The following is a 23,736-nucleotide window of genomic DNA, read 5'->3' on the forward strand; positions in this document are numbered from 1 at the left end:
ATTAAACAGATGAAAAAAATATTCATTACTCTATTGGCCATTGTTGCCACAACAACTCTTTTTGCACAGGATCATCAAGGATCACTGGTAAAAACCGGTGATCAGGTACCCAATTTTTCAATTCCTACTTTGGATGGAAAAGAATTTGTTATCAGTGATTTAAAAGGCAAGGTAGTTTTGGTTAACTTTTTTGCTACCTGGTGTGGCCCATGCATGAAAGAACTGCCGGAAGTTGAGAGTCAGTTGTGGCCTAAATTTAAAAATGAAAATTTTGCAATGGTTTCTATTGGGCGAGAACACACAAAGGAACAATTGGAAGCTTTCAACGGGAAAAAAGGCCTTACATTTCCTATTGCTCCCGATCCTAAACGTGAAGTGTATGCTAAATTTGCAAGTCAGTACATTCCTCGTAACTTTATTGTTGATAAAACAGGCAAAATTGTATGGCAGGGAGTTGGTTTTAGTCTGGAAGAACTAGATCATATGATAAAAGTGATTCAGGAGAATTTATAAATAGAGAATTGAATGCAGAAGCAGGGAAACATCAGAAAAATGAGAACTGATCTTAAAGAGATCGTTGAGTATCAGTTGCCAATAGGCGAAGATGTAATTCAAATGAATCCTTTGGTAGGTAAAAAGTTAAACTTTACTTATTTAGGACAGATCAATTGTATTCATTGTGGAAAGAAAACGAAGACATCTTTCTCGCAAGGGTATTGCTATTCTTGTTTTACTACGCTTCCGCAGACAGATGAAAGTATTCTTCGTCCGGAGCTGGATCTTTCCTATTTGGGAATTTCCCGCGATATGGAATGGGCAAAAAAAAATGCGCTTCAACCTCATTTTGTATACCTGGCCTATTCCGGAAATCTGAAAGTGGGAGTCACACGGGAATCGCAGGTGCCGACCCGTTGGATGGATCAGGGAGCGAGCAAAGCCATTAAATTGGCTAAAACGCCCAATCGTCATATTGCCGGTATTATTGAAGTAGCTCTAAAAGACCATTTCTCGGATAAAACCAACTGGCGGGCAATGCTGAAGTTGGAACACACTGAAGGTGTTGATTTATTATCCGAAAAGAAAAAAGCCGGAGGCTTGTTGCATCCTGAATTGCAGCAATATATTTCCGCTGAGGATGAGGTGTTTGAGATGATTTATCCTATGAGTTCACAACCGGAAAAGATAGTTAGTTTTGGGTTCGAAAAGGAGAAAGAATACTCGGGAATTTTGAAAGGAATTAAAGGACAATATCTTATCTTTGAGGACGGAAAAGTTCTTAATATCAGGAAACACAACGGTTACCTGATTGAGCTTTCGGTAGAAGATTAAAAACAATAAACACAACATATATTCTTTACTAATCGTAAAATTCTTAATTGAGATGGAAAACATAGACTGGAAACAATTTGGTTTCGGTTATACTAAAACCGATTACAATGTTCGTTGTCACTTTCGTGATGGAAAATGGGGAGAATTGGAAATTTCTTCTTCAGATCAGGTAAATGTACACATTGCAGCTACCGGTTTGCATTACGGACAGCAGGCATTCGAAGGTTTAAAGGCGTTTAAAGGTCCTGATGGGAAAGTGAGAGTATTTCGTATTGACGAAAATGCGAAACGTATGCAATCGTCTTCTCATGGCATCATGATGGCTGAAATGCCTGTCGATTTATTCGAAGAAGCAGTAATTAAAACCATCAAATTAAACGAGAGATGGATTCCGCCATACGAATCGGGAGCCTCTTTATACATTCGTCCGGTACTTTTCGGAAATGGAGCGCAGGTAGGTGTAAATCCAGCTCCTGAATATACGTTTGCCATATTTGTAATGCCGGTTGGTCCTTACTTTAAAGAAGGATTCAAACCAACCGATTACGTAATCTACCGTGAATACGATCGTGCAGCTCCGCAAGGAACAGGAACGATTAAAGTTGGTGGTAACTATGCTTCTTCGTTAAGAGGGGGAACCCGTGCGCACAAAGAAGGATTTTCTGCCGTATTGTTTTTGGATGCAAAAGAAAAAAAATACATCGACGAATGTGGTCCGGCAAATTTCTTCGGAATAAAGGACAACACTTACGTAACTCCAAAATCAAATTCTATTTTGCCATCAATCACAAACAAAAGTTTGTGCCAGATTGCAGAAGATATGGGAATGACTGTTGAGCGTAGAAAAGTTACTGTTGAAGAATTAGCCGATTTTACCGAGGCAGGTGCTTGTGGTACAGCAGCTGTAATCTCTCCAATTCGTAAAATTGTTGATGCCGATAATAAGGTTGATTATTTTTATGGTGATGAGGCCGGAGAAACCAGCTTAAAATTATATAATACACTTCGTGGAATTCAGTACGGAACTGTTGAAGACAAACACAACTGGAATACAATTATCGAATTCTAAGCAATGCAAATGGCTTTAAGCCGGATTTTATACAAAGAGGGAGTTCTAATTTAGAACTCCCTCTTTTCTCATTGTAAGGTGAGAATTTAGGATTTATAATAATTATAAAAAAGTGTTCAATCTTTCGAAAAGATCAAACGGTTACGCATTCACTTTGTTATTCATCAACATTTTAATTGATTCAGCCAAACGCTGTACACCAATTCTGCTGTGCTCTTCATCAACATACGAAAAGTTAATTCTCATCGTATTCTTCCCACTGCCATCGCAGTGAAAGGCAGATCCCAATACAAAGGCAACATTTTTCTGAATGGCAATTTCAAACAGATCTTGTGCATCCATATTTTCCGGTAAGTTAAGAAAAAGAAACAAACCACCCTCAGGTTTTGTCCAGGTAACACCTTTCGGCATAAATTCTTCGAAAGCGTCAAGCATAACATCACGTTTGCGGTGATACATCTCAATTATTGTTTTTAAATTCTTATCAAACAGTCCTTTTTCAAGATATTTAGCAGCAATTTTTTGAACAAAAGGAGACGTGCACAAATCCGTAGATTGTTTTGCTTTCACAAATTTGTCGATGATTGCCTCATGAGCGATTACCCAGCCAATTCTAAATCCGGGAACGAATATTTTAGAGAAGGTTCCAAGTGCAATTACATGTCCCGAATTATCAAGCTCGAACATCATTTTCTGATCTTTTCCTTCGAATCGTAGTTCTCTGTAGGGACTATCTTCGATTATAAGAACATTGTATTTTTTAGCTATTGCAATGATTTCAAGTCTTCTGAATTCAGGCATTGTGATTCCTGCAGGGTTTTGAAAATCAGGAATTACATATATAAATTTTGGTAGTTCACCTTCTTTGAGCATTTTTGCCAGAGTTTTCTCTAATAAATCGGAACGCATTCCAAATTCATCGAATTTGATTCCGACGGGAGTGGCTCCGTAGCTCGAAAAGGCACCCAGTCCACCCAGATAGCTGGGTAATCCGCAAATAAAATGATCTCCTCGGTTCAGAAAAATTTTACCTGCCAAGTCGAGTCCTTGCTGCGAAGAGGTAAGAATCACCAGATTATCTGAAGAGATAGTTAATCCTTGCTTCTGATATCTTTCAGTTAAAATTTCACGAAGTTTTGTATCTCCTTCGGTAGCTCCATACTGCAGGGCCGCATCTCCATCTTCTTCTAAAACTTCATTGCTTATTTGTTTTAATTCTTCGATAGGAAAGGTGTTGGGAGCAGGAAGTCCTCCGGCAAAAGAGATAATTTCCGGTTTCTGTGTCAACTTTAACAACTCTCTGATAACAGATCGTTTCATGCTTTTCGCACTATCAGAAAGAATGTCTTCAAGATTTGTAATCATTATTTCCCCCTTTTTAAAATGGTTTTATTTGATGAAATACTCAAGTAGTATCGCACTATTAAATTTACGTTTTTTAAGGGGAAAGGCAATTAAATCGAAAACAAAAAAGGCTACTTTGATTGTAATTTATAATCAATATGTCTGAAAAGAAGAAAATTAATTAAATCAATTCCCGAAGTTTATCGAGTTGTCGTATTTTATTTACATCTCTCATGTTGCGGGCTGTTTCGGTAAAATATTGATGATTTTCAATAAATTTTATCTGAAGACGGTTCCAGTCATCAATGCTTTTAATTTTACCATGCTCTTTTAGCTCCCGATACAGGTTACCCGAAACAGGAATAAAGTCAGTACGACCCAGATAATCCAAATCAGCGTCGCAAATAATCATTTCCAGATTTGTTTTTGGCTGTGGCGGAAATTTGGTGTGCATGATCAGATTGGAAATTTCATTGATTTGCTGCTCAGAATAGAAATATTTTGGAAGTATGTGCCGTGCCATTTTTACACTGCACTCTTCATGTTCATTATAGGAAAGAATAAAACCGGTGTCATGAAACAATGCGGCAGTCTTTATAATTAGCATTTCAGCATCGGAAAGGCCCTCTTTCCGGCCAATTATTTCAACTTCGGTAATAACATCAATGGTATGTTTTAAATTGTGATAGTAAAGGTTTTTGGGCAGCTCATTTTCCAGTTTGGTAAGAATAGCTTCTTCCAAATCATCATAGCGAAGCATTTGAAACTGAGTCTGGAAATGCTGGTTAGGAACCAATCCTTTTAAATCGCTTGACATGTTGGGCTTAAATCCTTTAACAAAGTACATATCAATATTTCCTTTATACTTCACAGGCATCCTACCTCTGTATTCACAGATAAAGAAATCTTTAATGAGCATATAGGTCATGCCCGAAATATTTATTTCGCTAACCGATCCTGACGACTCCATTCTGCTGGCCGTATTTACAGTGTCGCCCCAAATATCGTAACTTACTTTTTTAGTGCCAACAACCCCTGCAATTACAGGACCTGTATGAACTCCAATCCGCAATCCCCAGATGGCTTTTTTACCTGCTTTAGAGTTTATTTTCATACTTTTCATGTATTGCTGAATCTCCATAGCAGCCAAAATTACCTCAATAGGGTTTGTTCTGTTTTTATTGGGAATACCGCCGGCACACATGTAGGCATCACCAACTGTTTTTATTTTTTCGATATTAAATTTCTCTACGATTGTATCGAAGTGCATAAAAAACTTGTCTAACTCATCAATCAGATCTTCCGGATTCATTTGTTCAACAATTTTTGTGAATCCATGAATATCCGAGAACAAAACAGTAACCATCCGGAATCTTCTGGAGCTTACTTTTCCGGTTGATTGTAATTCTTCTGCTGTTTGTTGAGGCAATAGGTTGGAAAGAAGTTTTTCCGCTTTGTCTTTTTGCAGAATTATCTCTTGATTTTTATCGTAAAATTCATTTTCAATCTCTTCTTTCTGTTTTTTAAGTTTCCTTCTGTACCATAAATACATCAAAGCAAGAAGAAACAGCTGTAAAACAGCTAATACAATCATGTTCTCAGAAATAAAATTCAACGCATTTTCTCTTAAAGTTATCAGTAATCCTGATGTGTAATCAGCTGAATGTGAAAATATTATATTAAGAGGGGCCTGAATCATTAGCTGCAAATTAAAATACATGGTAAACAATGGTAATAAAAATAGCCAAGAATTTTTAAATAATCGTCTTAAGCTTAAATTTATACGAATAATATCAGACTCCGTTAAAATTTGCTAGTTTAGTAGAAAATAGCTAAATTGTAACACGGTTATGTTAAAACTATTTACGACTGTCCTCTTTTACTTTAAACTATGGAAAACACTAAGAGATCAATACTTGTGGCCTGGGATTTTTCGACTGTCGCAGAGTACGCATTGGAACACGCTTTGATATTTGCTGAAAATGTTGATGCAACGGTTACTTTACTTCACATTGTCAAAAAAGGTTCTCAGATTGATGAAGCCAATGCAAAAATGGCCGAAGCAGCTATGCAAATCGAAAAAGAGAGGGGAGTTCGCCCTGAGGTGATTGTTCGCGAGGGTAGTATTTTTACATCGATTAATGATATTGCTAAAGAAATGAATTCCATGTTGGTGCTTATGGGTACTCATGGTATTAAAGGAATGCAAAAGCTTACCGGTAGTTGGGCGCTGAAGGTTATTGTCGGGTCACGCGTACCTTTTGTTGTGGTGCAGGCTCCTCCTGTTCAAAAGAAATATTCATCGGTAGTATTGCCTGTCGACTTTAAAAAGGAAAATAAGGAGAAATTAAGCTGGGCTGAATTTTTAGGCAAATTCTTTAAAGCGAAAATGCGAATTATTACGCCTAAGATTCCTGAAGGTCAAATGCTTCAGAGAACAAAGGCAAATCTTGTTTTTGCGAAAAAGTATTTAGAAAACAGAGGTATCGATTATGAAATTGATACAGCTGATGGTGGCAATGATTTTGCAATGGAGACAGTCGATTTTGCGAAAAAAATTGATGCAGATATCATTTTAATCATGACTACCAAGAACATATCGTTTCAGGACTATATGTTGGGAGCACATGAGCAGTTTGTGATCGCCAATTCGGCTCATATTCCTGTAATGTGTGTGAATCCGAGAACTGATCTGGCTAAATACGGCAGTTTTTATTAAAGCATGAATTTGAAATTTATATATTTGAACAACGGTTGTATGACCGTTGTTTTTTTATATGCTTAAATTGATAAAAAAGTAAATATGAAGCTTGTTTTTGCAACCAATAACCTAAACAAACTAAAAGAACTGCAAAATCTTTTAGGAGAAGAAATAGAACTGTTAAGTTTGGCAGATATTAATTGTAACGATGAGATTCCGGAAGATCATGAAACTCTCGAAGAAAATGCAAGTCAAAAAGCCCGTTATATCTTCAATAAATTTAATGTGAATTGCTTTGCCGATGATACGGGATTGGAAATAGAATCATTAGATAATGAACCTGGTGTTTATTCTGCCCGGTATGCAGGTGAAGAACGGGATGCCAAATCCAACATGAAGAAGGTTCTTGAGAACCTAAAAGGGGTCGAAAATAGAAAATCAAGATTTAGAACGGTAATTTCTTTATTAATTGATGGTAATGAGATTCAGTTTGAAGGTATAGTTGAAGGAAATATCCTTGAAAAAGAGCGCGGAATTGATGGTTTTGGTTACGATCCAATTTTTGAACCAATAGGATATGATATTTCATTTGCCGAGATGGATATGACAGAGAAAAACAAAATCAGCCACAGAGGTTTGGCTGTACGTAAACTGGTAGATTATCTGTTGAGCCATAAGAGATAAAGTCTGCTCTTTTAATTAAAAATTTAAAGTATACTTTCTTGCTAATAAAAGTATTGTATGAAGCTGCGAATCCGATATGTTTTCTCTTTTTTACTCGTCATATTTGCTTTGAGTGCTCAAAGCCAGATAAAGATTGGTGAATGGAGGGAACATTTGCCGTATCAAAAAGCGAAAAGCCTGCTTACTGGTGGTGAAAATTTGTATTGCCTGACTGAGTCCGGTTTGTTTTCTTATTCCTTAAGCGATAATGAAATAGCAGCTTACAGTAAAACAAAAGGCTTGTCGGAATCGGAAATTTCAGCAATCGCGTGGGTAGAAAGTTCACAAAGTCTTTTGATTGGATATGAAAGCGGAAATTTGGATGTAATTTCAGATGGAAACATTCATAATATTTCGGCTATCAAAAATTTCAATCTGGTGGAGAACAAGTCCATCAACTCAATGACTGCAAACGGTAATTTTGTCTATTTGGGAACTGATTTTGGAATAGTGGTCATTAATTTGGATAAAATGGAAGTCGCTGATACCTATTTTATTGGTGCAGGAGGTGAAAAGTTAGTTGTTAATGACATCAAAATAAATTCATCTGCAATATGGGCGGCAACCGATCAAGGCATTTTTAAAGCAGATTTATCTTCGGGTAATTTGGCCGATTTTAATAATTGGCAGCAAGAGCAAGGGATTTCTGAATATCAAAGAAAATGTGAACATCTGCAATTTATTGATGGAGATGTTATTGTAAGTCGTTTTGTGTTCGAAACAGCAAGTGAGTTGTATCGGTACCGCAATGGCAGTTGGTCTAACTTTTCCGGAAGTTTTGATCGTATTTATTCCATTCGAAATATTAACAATAGCCTATGGGTAATTCAAGCCGGCAAAATCCGGATTTTTAATTCGAACGGGATTGAAAACGAAGTTTTGGAGTACTCGGGCATTACTGAAATGCACGATGCTTTGGTTGTTGATGGACGAACGTTTGCTGCTGATTATCAGAAATCATTACAGGAGATAATTGGGAGTAGTGCGAATCAAATTAAACCGGATGGTCCGCTGAGCCACAATATATCCAATATTTTTTCGGTAGCAGAACAAACGTGGGCAGTGGCCGGAGGTGTAACAGCTTCTTATGATGGTTCAGGAGAGAAAGCCGAACTGTTTTTGTTTGAAAATCAGGAATGGACTAATTATTCAAAAGAAAATACCCCTTCGTTCAGCAATAAGTCTGATTTATTGAGACTCACAAACAATAAAAGAGATCGATCGCTAATTTATGCAGCCAGCTGGGGCGACGGAATATTTGTATTTAAAGACAATGAATATCAAGTCAATTGGAATTTTGAAAATTCGCCTCTTGGTACGAAAGGAATTAGTGGAATGGATTCAGATTCGGATGGCAATCTTTGGATTTTAGATGCCAATTCATCTGCGCCGGTAAAAATTCTTTCACCTGCCGGAGAATGGACTTCATTAAGTTATTCAACCTTAGCCAATCGGGTAGATATGCAAAAGATTGTGTGTCTTAAGAATGGCGATAAATGGGTTTTAAATTCGCCTGGACAAGCTCTTTTCGCATTTAATGAGAATGGGACACTTTCCAATACGGATGATGATGCGCTGGCTTCTTTCTTTGTTAGGGATGAAAATAACTCAAGCATAGGTTCGAAGGTTTATGATTTAATTGAAGATGAGAAAGGGGATGTTTGGTTGGGAACTTCAAGTGGAGTGGCTGTTTATTCGAATCCGGGGAATATTTTCAGGACGGGGAACTTTTTTGCTTATCAGCCTATAATTACCATTGATGGTTCCACTCAGTTTTTGTTGGGAACGGAAAGTGTGAATGCAATTGCTTTGAACGGAGCCGATCAAAAATGGTTGGGAACAGCGAATTCCGGCGTTTTCCTGATTTCAGAGAACGGAGATGAACAATTGGTACATTTTACAAATGAAAACAGCCCTTTGCCTTCGAATACAATTCAGAGAATATCGGTAAACCCAGGAACAGGAGAAGTCTTTTTTGTGACTGATAAGGGAATGGTTTCTTATAAAGGTGCAGTGACTGCAGGAACAGAATCGTATAACAATCTCTATGTTTATCCGAATCCTGTTCGGGAAACCTATCACGGAGATGTTGTGGTAAGCGGTTTAATTGCAGAATCGACTGTAAAAATTACCGATATTAGCGGTAATTTGGTGATGGAAGGAAAATCGGGCGGAGGACAGTTCATTTGGGATGGGAAAAACTTCAATGGATCGCGCGTTCATACAGGCGTATATCTTATTTTCTGTTCTAATTCCGATGGATCTAAATCGAAGGTGATTAAATTACTATTCATTCATTAAATTAAATTCTGATGATTCATAAGACCAAAGGAATTGTTCTGAATCAGATTAAGTATGGCGAAACCAGCTTGATTGTTCAGGTGTATACCGAAAAGTTTGGTCGTCAGTCATACATGGTGAAAGGTGGAAGATCCAAAAAATCAAGTATGAAAAGTAATTTGTTTCGTCCGTTTTTTCTTTTGGAAATGGAAGTTTATCATCGTGAAGGAAAGAATATTCAGTCGTTAAAAGAGGTTCGGCTTTGTGAGAATCTAAACAATTTGGTTTTTGATGTTTACAAAAGCACAATGGTTCTGTTTCTTACCGAAGTGTGTTCCAAAGTGCTTCGGGAGGAAGAACAGAATCAGGAACTGTTTGCTTTCCTGTACAATAGTATACGTTACCTTGATCTTACTGAAGAATCTATTGGACGATTTCATTTGTATTTTTTAAGTAAGCTGACACGTTTCCTTGGTTTTTACCCTCAGCTCAATTGGTCCGATCGAAAAGCTTTTTTTGATATGGATAACGGCTTTTTTGTGGAGGAAGACAGGATACATGCACATTGTCTTGAAAAATGCTTAAGTCGAAAGCTTTATTCTTTATTTTCTACTTCAATTGATCTTGTTAAATATTTAAAAATGAGTAAAGAAGATGTGAATGTTCTTTTGCGAGCGATTTTGAACTTTTACGCCCTTCAAATCGATGGTTTTAGCAATCTAAAATCCTTATCGGTGCTTCATGAGCTGTTTCAGGAAGAGGAATAATCTGTACCTATTTTTTATTTATTTAAAAGCTTTCTGCAATTGTTTTGTTGATTAGCAAGATTTGAATATTTTTGCATGTCTTTTGGCCCCATAGTTCAAGGGATAGAACAAGTGTTTCCTAAACACTAGATACAGGTTCGAGTCCTGTTGGGGCTACTAAAACACTTATAATCATACGGTTATAAGTGTTTTTGTTTTAATGCTGTTTCAGTTCCATTCTTAACAAGTAAATTCCTCGAAAAAATATGACTTCCTTAGAAAGCAATTTAGGCATGTTACACCTAGTTGACGGCTTAAATATGCCAAATCCCTACAATTTATAGATTCATCCTGAAAGTTCTTTAGAATTGCATAAATCCCGCTTAATTTTCATTCCGTTACCTAGTCATAAATTTATTTTCCATTCCGTTTTCTTTTGTTGGAATAGTAAGCATCATACCAACTTGCTAGGTGCAATCCGAAGATGTGTAATTGCCTGGTTATTTATATTTGTAATTGAGCCAACTGATATTTTAAACTTCTGGAAATTGAGACCTGAATCACTAAAATATTAATTGGCTTTTTTTATATCCTGCGAAACGGATAAGCGATCTGGATAAAAACTAGATAAGACCTAGATAAACACCCCTTAAAACCGCTTTATCATAGCTCTATTTGTAGGCTTTATTCTCTGTAAGTGCTTATTTTACTGGAAAAATAGAAATTTCCACCAAATTGATTTGTTTTGCTATCAGAAAGATCGTTTAAGTAGGATAAACGATCGAGATAGGAACTAGATAAGATCTGGATAAATAACCCTTAAGAACCCTTTAGAATAGCTCTATTTGTAGGTTTCATTCTCTGTAAGGGCTTATTGTACTAGAGAAATAGAATTTTACACCAAATTAATTTGTTTTGCTATCAGAAAGATCGTTTAAGTAGGATAAACGAGCGGGATAGAAGCTGGATAACGACATATTTAAGGTATGATTTGTTTGTATTGAAAAGATGACAGGTTTGACAGTATGAATCTTAGTTAAGATTTAATACTTTAGTAAAAGTAATTAATATCGTTTTATAGATGACATTTAAAGAGTATCATCACAATAGGTGCACAATACATGCCATATTGGTATGTATTGTGCACCTTTTTACTTGATATATTAAAAATAAGTGCACCAGTGCACATATAAACAAGTTGGCAATAATTTAAAACGAGACAAATGACACGATATAGTTTACTTTTATTATTTTTCTTTATCGGAGAATTATGTTATTCACAACAATATAACACTCTTGAGATAGAAAAAGTAAATACAGATTTAAATAATAATATTTACAAAATTGGGAATGCTTTCACTTTCGACTATGAAATTATTATTGACGGAAATAAATACAGATTGAATCAGAATGGCAGATTTCCAGGAGATAAATTTACATTAGTTAAAGAGGAAAATGATACGCTTGGATTAAAAATACAACTCATAGTTCCAAAGGTTGACAAATCACAAAGGACGAATAAAAAACAGACAGAAATTTACTATTTATTTGAGCCTGATTTTTCATCTTTGAGTGGGACGGGAGTTGTTGAAAATGAAAATAATATTTGGTTACATCCACCTCGTTCTGGATTCTTTTCTGCATTAGAAACGTGTCCTTTCCCTTATGTAAAGTATCCAATTGAAATAGGCAAAAATTGGCAAGATAAAATGAAAATAGGAGACCATTGGTGTGATGAGAAATGGGGAGTTTGGAAAAAAAAGCTTTTATTATTGTATGACTACAAAATCAAAGAAAAGACAAATATCAATACAAAAGTTGGAGCATTAGAATGCTATGTAATTGAGAGTAATGCAAAATCGGAAATTGGGGAATCAAAATTAAAAAGTTACTTCTCTGAAAAATATGGATTTATTAGATTAGAATATGAAATGGCGACTGGACTAAGAGTAAATTTATGGATAGACCATTTTAGTGAAAATAACAATTTTAATGATTTTGAAAATATAGGAAAATATATTACCGAACAGAAAAAAACTATTGCCAACATTTTGTATAAGTAATGGCAGGCGATTTGTTAAATATCAAAGTTTGCAGCCCGCTCAAATTGCGTAGCGGTTTGACAGATAAGAATCCCGCAATCTGCCACTACTCATACAATTTACCGTTGTAGCCAATTTTAAGAAAAACTAACTAATCGTATAATGATTATGAAAAGACTATTTTATCTAAGTTTTATGGCTTTTGTACTTATTAGTTCATGTAACAAAGAAGACAAAAATGATAACGAGAATCAAACAAAGGATGAATTAACAATTTATGACAAGAATGGGGACGCAGTTGCATATTGTAATTATTCCCATGAAAATGAAACGATAATATATCTTTGGAATGGGAAACCTACGTCCTATTTTTCTTCTGAAAATGATGATTTGATATATGGATTCAATGGCAAGTTTCTTGGATGGAGGGAATCTGGCATCTATTACGATTTAGATGGAAAAAGAATTGGATTTGAAAAAGATGCTTACAATATGGTCACCTCAGTAGAACCAATTAAAAACATAAAGGAAATTCTTCCAATAAAATCGATTAAAGAAATTCAACCTATTAGACCTATTAATAGTTTGGATTGGTCAACCACAAAACTGGATACATTTTTATTAAAGGGAAGCGAATAAAAACTGGCTACAACACGCGGTAATAAGTAATTTGGCGGCAAGTGATTTGCGAAGGCTGGAGCTTTTAATTAGGTTTGGAGGTATTAATATAGGCTGGTGTGGTAAAGTGCCAAACTACTCATACCGCCAACGTCAGACTGTCTAAAAAGGTAAAACTTGATAGCAATTTATTTAGATTAATTAGAGAGATTGCCGTAAAACCCAATATTCAATGAATATTTATAAGGGGGACAAATTGTTATTTCAAAGATTAAAATGTCTGTTTAGTTGATTATTATAGGTTTGTTAAATTGGAATTTGAGGATCGATGATAAAGATACTCCCGCTTGTGCGCGATTGTATCGGTTTCATAAAATTTGCTGGCAAACTGTCATCATGCAAATTGGAAACTGGAATTTCTGTTGGCAAAACTACTCTCAGTGATTAAAACTGGCTGAAACCATGCGGCAAAATGCTCCCGACGAGCAGACTTGGGTAAAACCAAGTGGCAAAATGCTCCCGACGATCAAATTTGAACAAAACCATGCGGCAATGTCCTCTCGATCACCAATAGGTAATGTTTTCCGTTGGCAAACTGCTCTCGACGACCAAACTTGAGTAAAACCACGTGGTAAACACTTCAAACTGAAGGTCAATTGCTCCAAACTCCTAAAGGGGCTTACCTGCAGGAATTTTAGGAAGAGGTTAGAGGCAGCTGTTTTTTTTGAAGTTCCCTTTAAGGGATTTAGGGGTAGAAGAGAATCAAAGCGCTGAATGCTAATTGTTAATTGCTTCAAGTCCCTTCAGGGATTTAGGTTTTATCCTCTTGCTTATGAAATTTCATACAGGAGAGCAGGTCATTTAAATCGATAGTTGCAATGCCCGATGATATATCAGACATGGCATAAGGAATAATTAATTTATGATTTCGTAATAAACCTCCGCACGAGTAGATAACATTCGGTACATAGCCTTCACGTTCCTCTTCGTTGGGTGTGAGTAATGGTTCTTCAAGTTGTGCAATTACTTTTGTAGGATCATCCAGATCAAGCAGGATAGCGCCTATGGAATATTGACGCATAGGTCCCACGCCATGAGTAAGTACCAGCCAGCCTTCTTTAGTTTCAATGGGCGATCCACAATTTCCTATTTGTATAAATTCCCATGGTTTTGTAGGTTCTTGTATAATTTTAGACTCCTGCCAAAAATGCAGATGATCCGAGAACATGATGTGATTGTTTTCTCCGTCCTGGCGGGATAGCATAACATACCGACCTTTTATTTTACGGGGAAATAATGCCATGCCTTTGTTCTGAACAGCTTTACCATTTAAAGTGATAACATTAAAATTGAGAAAATCTTTTGTCTCTATTAGCTGCGGAAGAATACTAACCCCATTGTAAGCCGTGTAGGTTGCATAGTATATGCTTTCGTCGGTGTCATTAAGAAATTGAACAAATCTGGCATCCTCAATACCCCGGTTTTCATTTTCCGAATAGGGAAATATCACACGTTCCGAAACCCCGCAGCTTTTATCGAACTGTATGTTGTAGTTCGAGTTAGCCAACCAAAATAAAGTGTTAATTACGTCATCGTTACAGCTAAAGTCCGGATCCATGTGAACTACACCAATACTTACTTTTAGCTCCTGAAAAGTAAACCGGTCAGGTATTTGTTCCATTACGCGGATACTTGTTTCGTCCCAGGCATTTAAATCTTCTAATTTCAGCCGAAACAAGTGACTGTCATAAAACGGGTTGTGACGCATTTTTGATGTCTCAACAAACTCGCTTATTGGATCGAAAAGAATTGAATCGTCTTTGTTGATGATACCACTGCGAAAAACGATGGATGAAATATGTCCTTCGCCAGTTGCACGCAGGCTCATTATAAAACGCAGACAGCCTTCGGGTAAATTACTTTGATCAGGATGAGGAATCATCGAAGGATTGAAAAGCGCAGCCGACTCAATAGAGTATTCCATTGTAAAATAAGCTCCAATGAGCTCTTTTTTCATTTTACTGATTGTGATGTCGTGCGGTAAAAATTCCGAAACATTATCAAAGTGTTCAGTTATTTGCCGCTCAATATCTTTATGTCTGTCATTAAATTTATCGCAAATAGTATGCATTAATTTCTCAGTTTCCTCTTCGCTAAGCTTCAAAACCCGATCAATTATATGATCGATACGCGATAAGCCGCCTGGTATATGTGCACGGGTAATTACCCGCGATGAATCGCGCATTAATTTTATTGTTTTTCGACTAATAAGTTTGCTGATTTCCATTGCCTTTTCCATCTGTGTATTCCTTATTGGTTAGTGTTCTTACTAAAATGCGACTACTTTTTTAAAATTTTTCGATAAACATTTAAATAAGCTTCTATCATTTTTTCCTGAGTGAATTTCGATTCTGCCCATTCCTTGCAATACGCTCTGCTTACCAAATTAATCGAATCAACAGCAAGTACTGCTTCTTCAATTGAATTCACTAAAAAGCCTGATTTTTTGTCCTGTATTAATTCCGGCATCGATCCTCTGTTAAATGCGATTACCGGTGTTCCGCACAACATCGATTCGGCAACACTTAATCCGAATGGCTCGTTAAAACTAATTGGATGCAGCAGTGCAAAAGCTTCACCCAAGAGTTTATTTCTTTCATTTGGATTTGAATTGCCAACATACACAACAGCATCATTATCAATGAAAGGTTTTACCTTCTTGTTAAAATATTCCTGATCTTGTATTAATCCCGAAATAATCAGTTTTCTTCCTGCTTTCTTAGCTATCTGAATGGATTCAGATGTGCCTTTTTCAGGATGTATTCGGCCAAAAAACAGTAAATATTCCTTCGGATTTGGATTAAAAGTAAAGTCAGAAGATTTTATTCCGTTGTAAACAGTTGCGATGTAATCGAGCTCAGAACTGCGGTCGGAATTGCTGATAGAGACGTAAAAATTATTCTTGTTGTATTTTTTATAGACAGGAATAATTTTCGGTGACGAAAACCCATGAATTGTTGTAAGCATGGGTGTTTTAATTAGTTTGGAATAACTAAGGGGTAAAAAATCATAGTTGTTGTGTATCAGATCAAACTTGTCCGCCTGCTCCATCAAATTACTAATGTGCAGACATTCCCACACTTTTGGTTCAATACTGCTGTTTTCGGCATAAGCAGTCTCCGATATGTATTCCAATTTCCCTTTTGTACTCGAGTTTCCTGTTGCAAACAGTGTCACATCAATTCCTTTTTCAACAAGCCCTTCGGCGATATTTGAAGCTACTTGTTCCCACGGACCATATTTTATGGGTGGCGTTCTCCATGCAATAGGCGATAAAACAGCTATTTTCATGAGTTTGTAAAGGTTTGGGTGGAACGTATAAACAATGATTCACAAGTTTGTTTAAAACAGGTACCTGCACATATAAGTTTATCAGCACCGCTTTAATTAATTACATTTTGTGAAATTTTTTTGGCTAATCTTTTTTTTGCAAATATTTCTCTGTTAAAATCTTTATGTGCTTTTAGAACTGTGAGGTGCGAAATCACATATGCCAGTGTGCTTTCGGCACCTTGATTGCGGTTAACACCATAACTTTCCAATCCATCGCAGCAACCATTTGTTTCAGAATCATACAAGCTTATTCTCAAGTCATTTTCACCCAAAAACCACATGTACGATTTGAATAATTTATTCAGATATTCTTCGTTTTTAGTCAATTTAAAAGCTTGCTGAAAAAGTAAGATCATTGCCATAACATCAAGGGGTTGTTGAGCAAAAGTGGCGCGTTTCTCATCTTTTTCGTACCAGCCATCATTTCCAATTATCGATAAATACCCATTGGTAAAGGTTTTACTGATTAGAAATTCCATTGACCTGAAGGCTGTCGCACGAATTTTATCGTCGTTATGTATTTCTGTAGAATGCAACAGCGCAAGAGGCAACATGGCATTGTCATAGGTTAAGAATGGTTCAAACCATCTCCAGGTATCCGAGCTGTTTTCTTCATAACTTGTAACCAGCTTTTTTGATAAACGGCTTAGTAGTTCTGTCATCGAATCGTCGGTCGGATTTCTTTGCAGATAGTAGCTGATTCCTACTATTGTATTGGCAATGCTTCTTATTGATTTTAGTTTTTCGAAAACAGGAACTGCTTTTAAAAAGATAGATTGACCCGACTGATAATATGAATAATTTGGGGGATTGCCAAGTAAGTAACCAAGAGCCCAAATGGTTCTTCCAAAAGAGTCTTCCGATCCAACTTCATCAAGAAAACTACGATCAAAGCCAAGGAAATTCCTAAATGTTCCATCATCGTTTTGCATATATTGGATATAACTCAAATAGATCGGGCACAATTCGAGAGCCTTATAATTATTTTTTTCGGTATAGGCTAGTAAAGCCATTAACAATGCTCTGGCGTTATCATCTAAACAGTAACCGTCTTGTAAACTTGGGATGCTAAATTTAGCGTGTTGCCTAATTCCGGTATCATCAGTTAATCGGTGTATGTGTTTAAGCGAAAATTGGGGCATAATCAAAATATCAAAAGACTGCCCTTTTGTTTCTATCTCGTCTTGTAGTATATTGAATACATGGTTGTTGTATTTGGCTCCTATTTTTGGCCATGTTAGATTTCTTCCATACTCGTATGCATTTTTTCTTAGTGCATTTAAAGTATTCGGATTATCCAGTAACTCAATCAGAATATCCGCTAGTTGGTTCGAGTTGTGAAAATCAAATAAGCGACCTCTTCCGTTGGCTAATAATTCAGTAGCATGCCAATAGGGGGTTGAAATAACGGCTGCCCCAGCACCAATTGCATAGGATAGTGTGCCACTTGTAATTTGAGCTTCGTTATTGTACGGCGTTATGTAAATATCCGAAGCATATAAATATTTAAATAAATCATCTTGCGGAATATACGAGTTGGGTATTACTACATGATCTTCAAGCTTAAGTTTTTTAACAAGTTGCTTTAGATATATCAAATACTCATCGCCCGAGCAGCGCATAACACTTGGATGAATTTTTCCTAATACCAGATAGATAACATTTGGATGCTTTTTAACGAGCTTTGGCAATGCTTTTATGGCTACCTCAATGCCCTTGTTTCGGCTCAAAAAACCAAATGTTAACAGGATTTTCTTCTCTTCGAGTTTGAACTCTTTCTTTACTTTTTTCTGATCAAAATGAAAGTCCGGCACTCCATGTTCAATGAATGCAACTTTTTCTTTGGGAACATCATATATATCAATCAGAAAATCAATTGCTTTTAGATTCATTACAACAACCAGATTAGCCATTTTGCATATTTCTTTTAGAATGGCTTTTTCGGTATTCGAAGGCGTATTACTAATGGTGTGAAGCGTAACCACCAAATGTATTTTGAGGTGGTGCAGCAATGAAAGGATGTATATACCACTTTGTCCGCCAAAAATTCCATATTCATGCTGAAGAATACAAACATCAGCTCCGCTGTTGTTAATGTGTTTTGCAGCGGCGATATACTCATTTCTGTTTTCCTGCTGAATAGTTAATTTTACTTCTTTCGGATACGAGTATTCTTCATCCGAATTTTTCATGGCAATAATAAATCCTTCGTTCTCATTCTGATTAATATCGCCCAGCATGGAATGATACAGGTCGCTTGTGAAGCTACCAATTCCACATTCCCGTGGGGGATATGTTCCTATGCAGGCAAATTTCATAATTCGTAATTTTTAAGAATATTAAAACAGCTTTACTATTTCAAGAGGTTGTCCTGTTTTTACAGGAGTTTTAAGAGTAAGAGAGGATACTACTAAAGATAGTGAAATATCATGAATTTTAAGGTGTTTAGAGGGCGTAAAAGGATTTGTAATAAGGGGTTTTATGCTATGTTAAACATGCTTTTTTTGCATTGCAGCAGCTTGCTAATGATATAAATTAGTCTCACTGTTCTATATCTTATAAAAATGGTTTCTATAATTTTTGCTTAGCATTCTGTTTGCTATATTGCTTGTGTAAAATGATAAAATAGTTCGGACTGGGTTTTGAACCACATCAGTAATAGGAAGATATACATGACCAAAATAACAGAAACACTTTCCATTCAAGAAGCCAGAAAACTGGTATTATTATCACAAAAGCTGCCTCCGGTAAAGCAGAAGGGTACAACACTTGAAGCTACCCTGTCGGCCATTGAGCATCTTGGTTATATTCAAATTGACACCATTTCGGTGATTCAGCGGGCTCATCATCATACATTATGGAATCGGAATCCCGGTTATGAAACTTCCCACCTGGAGAAACTGATTGCTGACAAAAAAGTTTTTGAATATTGGTCTCATGCAGCCGCTTATTTACCTATGTGTGATTACCGTTTCAGTTTGGTTCGTAAACAGGAAATTGCAAGCGGCAAGCAGAAGCATTGGTACGATCGCGATGAGAAGATGATGAAATTGGTGTTGCATCGCATTACCAACGAAGGTCCCTTAATGGCGAAGGATTTTGAGCATACCGGTAAAAAGAAAATGGATTGGGCAAGTAAACCTGCCAAACGTGCTTTGGAATATCTGTTTATGCAGGGCGATCTGATGATTCCTTACCGGCAAAATTTCCACAAAGTTTATGATCTTATTGAAAGAGTACTGCCTGAGGATATTGATACCTCAGCGCCTTTGCAGGATGAGTATGCACGTTTTCTAATCACACGCTACCTGCAGGCCAACGGATTGGGACAAGCCTCTGAAATGGTCTATTTACTGAAAAACACCAAGGCACTTATTTCTTCCGCTTTGCAGGAAATGCATTCGAATGGTGAATTGGTGCAAGTTGCTGTTGGTGAAAATAACTACTACGCTTTGCAGGATTCGCTTGAATTGTTGAAAAAGCCTTTGTCCCGCAGCAAACTAAAAATACTGTCACCATTTGATAATTTGTTGATTCAACGTAAGCGCATGCAAACAATTTTTGATTTTAATTATCAGATTGAGTGTTATGTGCCCGAGCCAAAACGCCGGTATGGTTATTTTTCACTTCCCATTTTGTGGGATGGAAGTTTAATTGCTCGAATGGATTGTAAAGCGGATCGAAAAGAATCACTCTTTCATATTCAGCATCTTGCATTGGAGTCTGGATTGGTGAAAACCGAAGCTTTCACACTTGCGCTTTGTAAAGAACTTGAATCTTTTATGCAATTTAATAATTGCAGTAATCTTAAGTTACACAAAACCACGCCAAGCAACTTTAAACCTGTATTTCAAGCTGTAATTAACAGTTTAATCAGGTGACAAATACGGAAAACAAATTTCTGCAGTACAAAGTAATAGAATGCAATTACTCCCGTTCACTTCCTATTTTAGAAACGACACTCATTTTGCTCATCATATATTCATGTGAGTTTTTGGTATGTGGTATGGTACAATCAGAGCAATTTTTAAACCCGTTTGTATATTTAAAATTACCTCCACACTTATCTTTTAGCATGTATAATGGGCAATAGCAAAACAAACAATTAAATTCTTCTTCGTTTTCTACTTTGTGACAAGGGAAATACTCACACTTTTTATTCTGGAAAAACTTGTAATTTTCTGACATATCTCTACTGCTTTTTTCTCTGAATTCTTGATCCATTGGATCAATTTCATACAAAGCTAACCACTGGAATTATTTATTCCAATCAAATATATTTTTTATTGGAATTATTGGTCTTCATAAAGATTGTTTTTGATCAATTTGATATTTGTTTGTGGAAGTATTTAATTGGCTTTAAAGGTGAATTCTCATAGAATTGCATATTGGTAAAACTGTTTAAAGTGCCTAAATAGGTTCTACACAACAAATATGTATGACATTCAACTAATTTACAAAATTGGAGAAAAACACCTTTTTTTATAGTCTTATAAAAATCAATCAATGAGTGTGTTGTTGCTGTGTGAATAGTGATAGTGGGTGCTTTTATTGGCTTTTTGTATTTATTAAACTACTTTTGTGGTGTAGAAACAATTTAAGACTTAAGAATGTTTTAAGCTTTATGCTTTGAAGACAGCATACTTAAATTGTTGTAAAACGGGATTCAATCCTAACAATTAATATAAACACAGTTTTTATGGTAAATTATAAAACGTACACTTCAATTTCAAAACCTGATAGTATAGAAAGAGAAGCTATTGTGAGCTTTTTGTATACTCATTTAGATGAATACGGAGATGCTAAGGAAGATATCGAAAAGGCAATTATTTATGCAGTTAAGGATGAACCGGCAGGTGGCGGTTTTGTTTTAGTTGCTAAGGAAAATGATGAAATAGTTGGTGCTGTTGTGATTAACCGAACTGGAATGGAAGGTTATATTCCTGAGAATATTTTAGTGTACATAGCTGTACATGAATCTCAAAGAGGAAAAGGTTTAGGTAAAGGCTTAATGAAAGAGGTGATTAAAATTAGTAATGGTGATATTGCTTTGCATGTTGAGCCCGAAAACCCAGCCAGATTTTTATACGAAAAAGTAGGTTTTAGCAGTAAGTATGTAGAAATGCGCTTGAAAAAATAAAGGCATGCCTATTTGTGCAATTGATATTTTTAATTGAACAGCATTCTATAATATCTGGTACATGAACAAGAAAATTATTGCACTTCGACGAGAATTACATAAATATCCCGAAGTTTCAAATGGAGAATATCAGACCACTGACCGGATTGTAAACTTCATAAATGAGTACAAGCCCGATGAGGTGATCAGACTCGGAGATAAAGGCGTATTATTTGTTTTTCAGGGAGCAGAACAGGGGAAAACCGTGATGTTTAGATGTGAGTTGGATGCTCTTCCAATTCAGGAAATTTCAGGACTTGAATATGCTTCTGTAAACAAGGGAATCTCTCATGTATGTGGACACGATGGACATATGGCCATAGTAGCTGGTTTGGCTCAGAAAATATCGAATGACAGGCCGGTCAAAGGGAAAGTTATTTTACTTTTTCAACCAGCCGAAGAGGTGGAGCAGGGTGCATGTGATGTATTGGAAAATGTGAATTTCAAAAACAATGAGCCCGATTACCTGTTTGCACTGCACAATATACCTGGACTTAAGAAGCATAAAATAGTTCTTAAAAAGGGAAGTTTTGCTTCCGGATCAAAAGGTATGATTGTTAAACTTACCGGTAAAACATCTCATGCGGCAGAACCCCAGGATGGAGTTAGTCCTGCTGGTGCAATTTCTCAAATAATAAGCAAACTGCATAGGTTGAGAGCAGATAAAAGCCTTTTTAGCGATTTTATTTTACTAACTATCATCCACATTCAATTGGGTGAAATATCTTTTGGTACTTCTCCGGGTTATGCCGAAATGAGAATTACATTGCGTGCTTTTGAAAACGAAGACTTAAGATTGCTTACTTCCTTGTGTGAGAAGATAGTAAAGGAAATAGCGGAACTGGAAGGATTGGCTTGTGAAATAAACTATACCGAAGTATTTCCTGCAACCATGAATAGTAATGGTTGTGTTGATATTGTAGAACAAGCGGCAAAACAGAATGGTTTGGATGTAGAGCATATCAAGACTCCTTATAAGTGGTCTGAAGACTTTGGCTACTATACCGAAAAGTTCAATGCCTGTTATTTTGGATTGGGTTCTGGAAATGAACAGCCTCAACTTCATAATCCCGATTTCGATTTTCCTGATGATATTATGGAAACAGGAATAAATCTATTTTATACTATCTATAAAAGTACTTTTAGTCATGATTGATAATTCCATAATATCACTAAGTGAAAAATCAATCGAAAATAACATTTCATTTCTGCGATCGAAACTTGGTGATACAGTAAAAATTTCAGCAGTAGTAAAAGCCAATGCTTATGGACATGGGATCGAACAAATTGTTCCCGTATTCGAGAAGTATGGCATTGATCATTATTCAGTGTTCTATTACAGCGAAGCTATCCGTGTTTACAATTGCCTTCACAAATCATCTTCAATAATGGTTATGGGATGGTTGAGCGAAAAGGATATTAAAGATGCAATCGAAAAAGAAATAGAATTCTTTGTATTTAATATAGAGCGCTTGCAGTTGGCTGTAAAATATGCCAAAGAACTTGGTGTAAAAGCCAAAATTCATCTCGAAACAGAAACAGGCATGAATCGTTCAGGATTAAATATGAATGAATTAAATACTGCCATTGCTGTTATCAAAGAGAATACTGACCATATCGAGCTAACGGGATTCTGTACGCATCTGGCTGGAGCAGAAAGTGTTTCAAACCATTTCAGAATACAGAATCAGTTGCAAAAGTATCAGGAAATGGCGACAGAATTGGATGCAAACAATTTGAAACCAAAGTATAAACATGTTGCTAATTCTGCTGCAAGTTTTGTTTATCCCGATACAAGAATGGATTTGGTAAGAGTTGGGATCATGCTTTATGGGTTTTGGTCGAGTACCGAAGTCTTCATTCAGTATATTAATCATCAGGAGGATAGGATTGATCCGTTAAAAAGAATACTTGGATGGAAAAGTCAGATAATGGCTGTTAAAGAAATTAAAAGCGGCGAATTTGTAGGATATGGAATTTCATATCTCGCTCAATCCAACATTAAAACAGCATTGGTTCCAGTTGGGTATTCTTTTGGTTATAGTCGTTCATTGAGTAACAAAGGTCGTGTTCTCATTCATGGTCACCAATGCAGTGTGATTGGTGTTGTAAACATGAATATGATGATAATTGATGTGACTCATGTGGAAAATGTGAAAGTAGGAGATGAAGTTGTTTTGATTGGAAAGCAGGACAAATTAGAAATAAAGGTGAGTGCTTTTAGTGAAATCAGTGATGAGCTCAATTATGAAATATTAGCGCATCTATCAGAAAGTATAACTCGTAGAGTAATCAATTAAAACATAGAAGTA

Annotated in this window: 19 protein-coding genes and 1 tRNA gene; 14 read left to right on the top strand and 6 right to left on the bottom strand. The window is 36.2% G+C overall.

What is annotated here, in order from left to right:
• Positions 1-9: 9 nt before the first annotated feature.
• The 3 genes from GQR60_RS13145 to GQR60_RS13155 are packed head-to-tail and all read left to right on the top strand — an operon-like array spanning position 10 to position 2,398.
• A complete protein-coding gene (locus GQR60_RS13145) occupies positions 10-513 on the top strand; it encodes a peroxiredoxin family protein (RefSeq protein WP_124993372.1) in 504 nt (167 codons plus the stop codon).
• A 12-nt stretch (positions 514-525) separates the two neighbouring features.
• On the top strand, positions 526-1,329 hold the full coding sequence (locus tag GQR60_RS13150; protein ID WP_124993373.1) for a DUF2797 domain-containing protein: 804 nt from the start codon (positions 526-528) through the stop codon (positions 1,327-1,329).
• Positions 1,330-1,381: 52 nt separating this feature from the next.
• Positions 1,382-2,398 carry a branched-chain amino acid aminotransferase gene (locus GQR60_RS13155; RefSeq protein ID WP_124993374.1) on the top strand — a complete coding sequence of 339 codons (1,017 nt, stop codon included), beginning with the start codon at positions 1,382-1,384 and terminating at the stop codon, positions 2,396-2,398.
• Positions 2,399-2,539: 141 nt separating this feature from the next.
• Here the strand turns inward: GQR60_RS13155 and GQR60_RS13160 are convergent, their stop codons facing one another.
• Positions 2,540-3,763 carry an aminotransferase-like domain-containing protein gene (locus tag GQR60_RS13160; RefSeq protein WP_124993375.1) on the bottom strand — a complete coding sequence of 408 codons (1,224 nt, stop codon included), beginning with the start codon at positions 3,761-3,763 and terminating at the stop codon, positions 2,540-2,542.
• 160 nt (positions 3,764-3,923) lie between these two features.
• Positions 3,924-5,441, bottom strand: coding sequence for an adenylate/guanylate cyclase domain-containing protein (locus GQR60_RS13165; RefSeq protein WP_160463480.1), 1,518 nt, complete (start codon positions 5,439-5,441; stop codon positions 3,924-3,926).
• Between the two features lie 192 nt (positions 5,442-5,633).
• Between GQR60_RS13165 and GQR60_RS13170 the strand changes: the two genes are divergently transcribed.
• The 7 genes from GQR60_RS13170 to GQR60_RS13200 all read left to right on the top strand — a co-directional run bounded on the left by GQR60_RS13170 (position 5,634) and on the right by GQR60_RS13200 (position 12,873).
• On the top strand, positions 5,634-6,461 hold the full coding sequence (locus GQR60_RS13170) for a universal stress protein (RefSeq protein WP_101309782.1): 828 nt from the start codon (positions 5,634-5,636) through the stop codon (positions 6,459-6,461).
• Positions 6,462-6,545: 84 nt separating this feature from the next.
• On the top strand, positions 6,546-7,127 hold the full coding sequence (locus GQR60_RS13175; protein ID WP_124993377.1) for a non-canonical purine NTP diphosphatase: 582 nt from the start codon (positions 6,546-6,548) through the stop codon (positions 7,125-7,127).
• A gap of 57 nt (positions 7,128-7,184) precedes the next feature.
• Positions 7,185-9,467, top strand: coding sequence for a type IX secretion system anionic LPS delivery protein PorZ (gene porZ, locus GQR60_RS13180; protein WP_124993378.1), 2,283 nt, complete (start codon positions 7,185-7,187; stop codon positions 9,465-9,467).
• Positions 9,468-9,478: 11 nt separating this feature from the next.
• Complete coding sequence (gene recO / locus GQR60_RS13185) at positions 9,479-10,213, top strand: DNA repair protein RecO (RefSeq protein WP_124993379.1); 735 nt, start codon at positions 9,479-9,481, stop codon at positions 10,211-10,213.
• Positions 10,214-10,297: 84 nt separating this feature from the next.
• Positions 10,298-10,369 (top strand) — tRNA-Arg (locus GQR60_RS13190).
• 1,046 nt (positions 10,370-11,415) lie between these two features.
• Positions 11,416-12,255, top strand: a complete 840-nt coding sequence (locus GQR60_RS13195) for a hypothetical protein (RefSeq protein WP_124993380.1) — start codon at positions 11,416-11,418, stop codon at positions 12,253-12,255.
• A 147-nt stretch (positions 12,256-12,402) separates the two neighbouring features.
• Complete coding sequence (locus tag GQR60_RS13200) at positions 12,403-12,873, top strand: 4-fold beta flower protein (RefSeq protein ID WP_124993381.1); 471 nt, start codon at positions 12,403-12,405, stop codon at positions 12,871-12,873.
• A gap of 790 nt (positions 12,874-13,663) precedes the next feature.
• On the opposite strand, the gene GQR60_RS13205 is transcribed toward GQR60_RS13200, so the two are convergent.
• The 3 genes from GQR60_RS13205 to GQR60_RS13215 form a co-directional block, all read right to left on the bottom strand.
• Positions 13,664-15,151: a glycoside hydrolase family 130 protein gene (locus tag GQR60_RS13205; RefSeq protein WP_225441415.1), complete on the bottom strand. Its 1,488-nt coding sequence runs from the start codon at positions 15,149-15,151 to the stop codon at positions 13,664-13,666.
• Positions 15,152-15,192: 41 nt separating this feature from the next.
• On the bottom strand, positions 15,193-16,203 hold the full coding sequence (locus tag GQR60_RS13210; protein WP_124993382.1) for a glycosyltransferase family 4 protein: 1,011 nt from the start codon (positions 16,201-16,203) through the stop codon (positions 15,193-15,195).
• Between the two features lie 92 nt (positions 16,204-16,295).
• Positions 16,296-18,563, bottom strand: coding sequence for a glycosyltransferase family 4 protein (locus GQR60_RS13215; protein WP_124993383.1), 2,268 nt, complete (start codon positions 18,561-18,563; stop codon positions 16,296-16,298).
• Positions 18,564-18,917: 354 nt separating this feature from the next.
• On the opposite strand from GQR60_RS13215, the gene GQR60_RS13220 reads away from it, so the two are divergent.
• Positions 18,918-20,126 carry a winged helix-turn-helix domain-containing protein gene (locus GQR60_RS13220; protein ID WP_124993384.1) on the top strand — a complete coding sequence of 403 codons (1,209 nt, stop codon included), beginning with the start codon at positions 18,918-18,920 and terminating at the stop codon, positions 20,124-20,126.
• A 46-nt stretch (positions 20,127-20,172) separates the two neighbouring features.
• Here the strand turns inward: GQR60_RS13220 and GQR60_RS20415 are convergent, their stop codons facing one another.
• Positions 20,173-20,469, bottom strand: coding sequence for a cysteine-rich small domain-containing protein (locus tag GQR60_RS20415; RefSeq protein ID WP_197092643.1), 297 nt, complete (start codon positions 20,467-20,469; stop codon positions 20,173-20,175).
• A gap of 475 nt (positions 20,470-20,944) precedes the next feature.
• Here GQR60_RS20415 and GQR60_RS13230 point away from each other — a divergent pair, with 475 nt between their 5' ends.
• The 3 genes from GQR60_RS13230 (at position 20,945) to alr (ending at position 23,724) form a co-directional block, all read left to right on the top strand.
• On the top strand, positions 20,945-21,385 hold the full coding sequence (locus GQR60_RS13230; RefSeq protein ID WP_101309762.1) for a GNAT family N-acetyltransferase: 441 nt from the start codon (positions 20,945-20,947) through the stop codon (positions 21,383-21,385).
• Between the two features lie 61 nt (positions 21,386-21,446).
• Positions 21,447-22,580 carry an amidohydrolase gene (locus GQR60_RS13235; RefSeq protein ID WP_124993385.1) on the top strand — a complete coding sequence of 378 codons (1,134 nt, stop codon included), beginning with the start codon at positions 21,447-21,449 and terminating at the stop codon, positions 22,578-22,580.
• On the top strand, positions 22,573-23,724 hold the full coding sequence (gene alr / locus GQR60_RS13240; RefSeq protein ID WP_124993386.1) for an alanine racemase: 1,152 nt from the start codon (positions 22,573-22,575) through the stop codon (positions 23,722-23,724). Before GQR60_RS13235 ends, alr begins: the two co-directional genes overlap by 8 nt.
• Positions 23,725-23,736: the final 12 nt, after the last annotated feature.

The sequence above is a fragment of the Labilibaculum euxinicum genome (assembly GCF_009795715.1).
Classification (GTDB): Bacteria; Bacteroidota; Bacteroidia; order Bacteroidales; family Marinifilaceae; genus Labilibaculum; species Labilibaculum euxinus.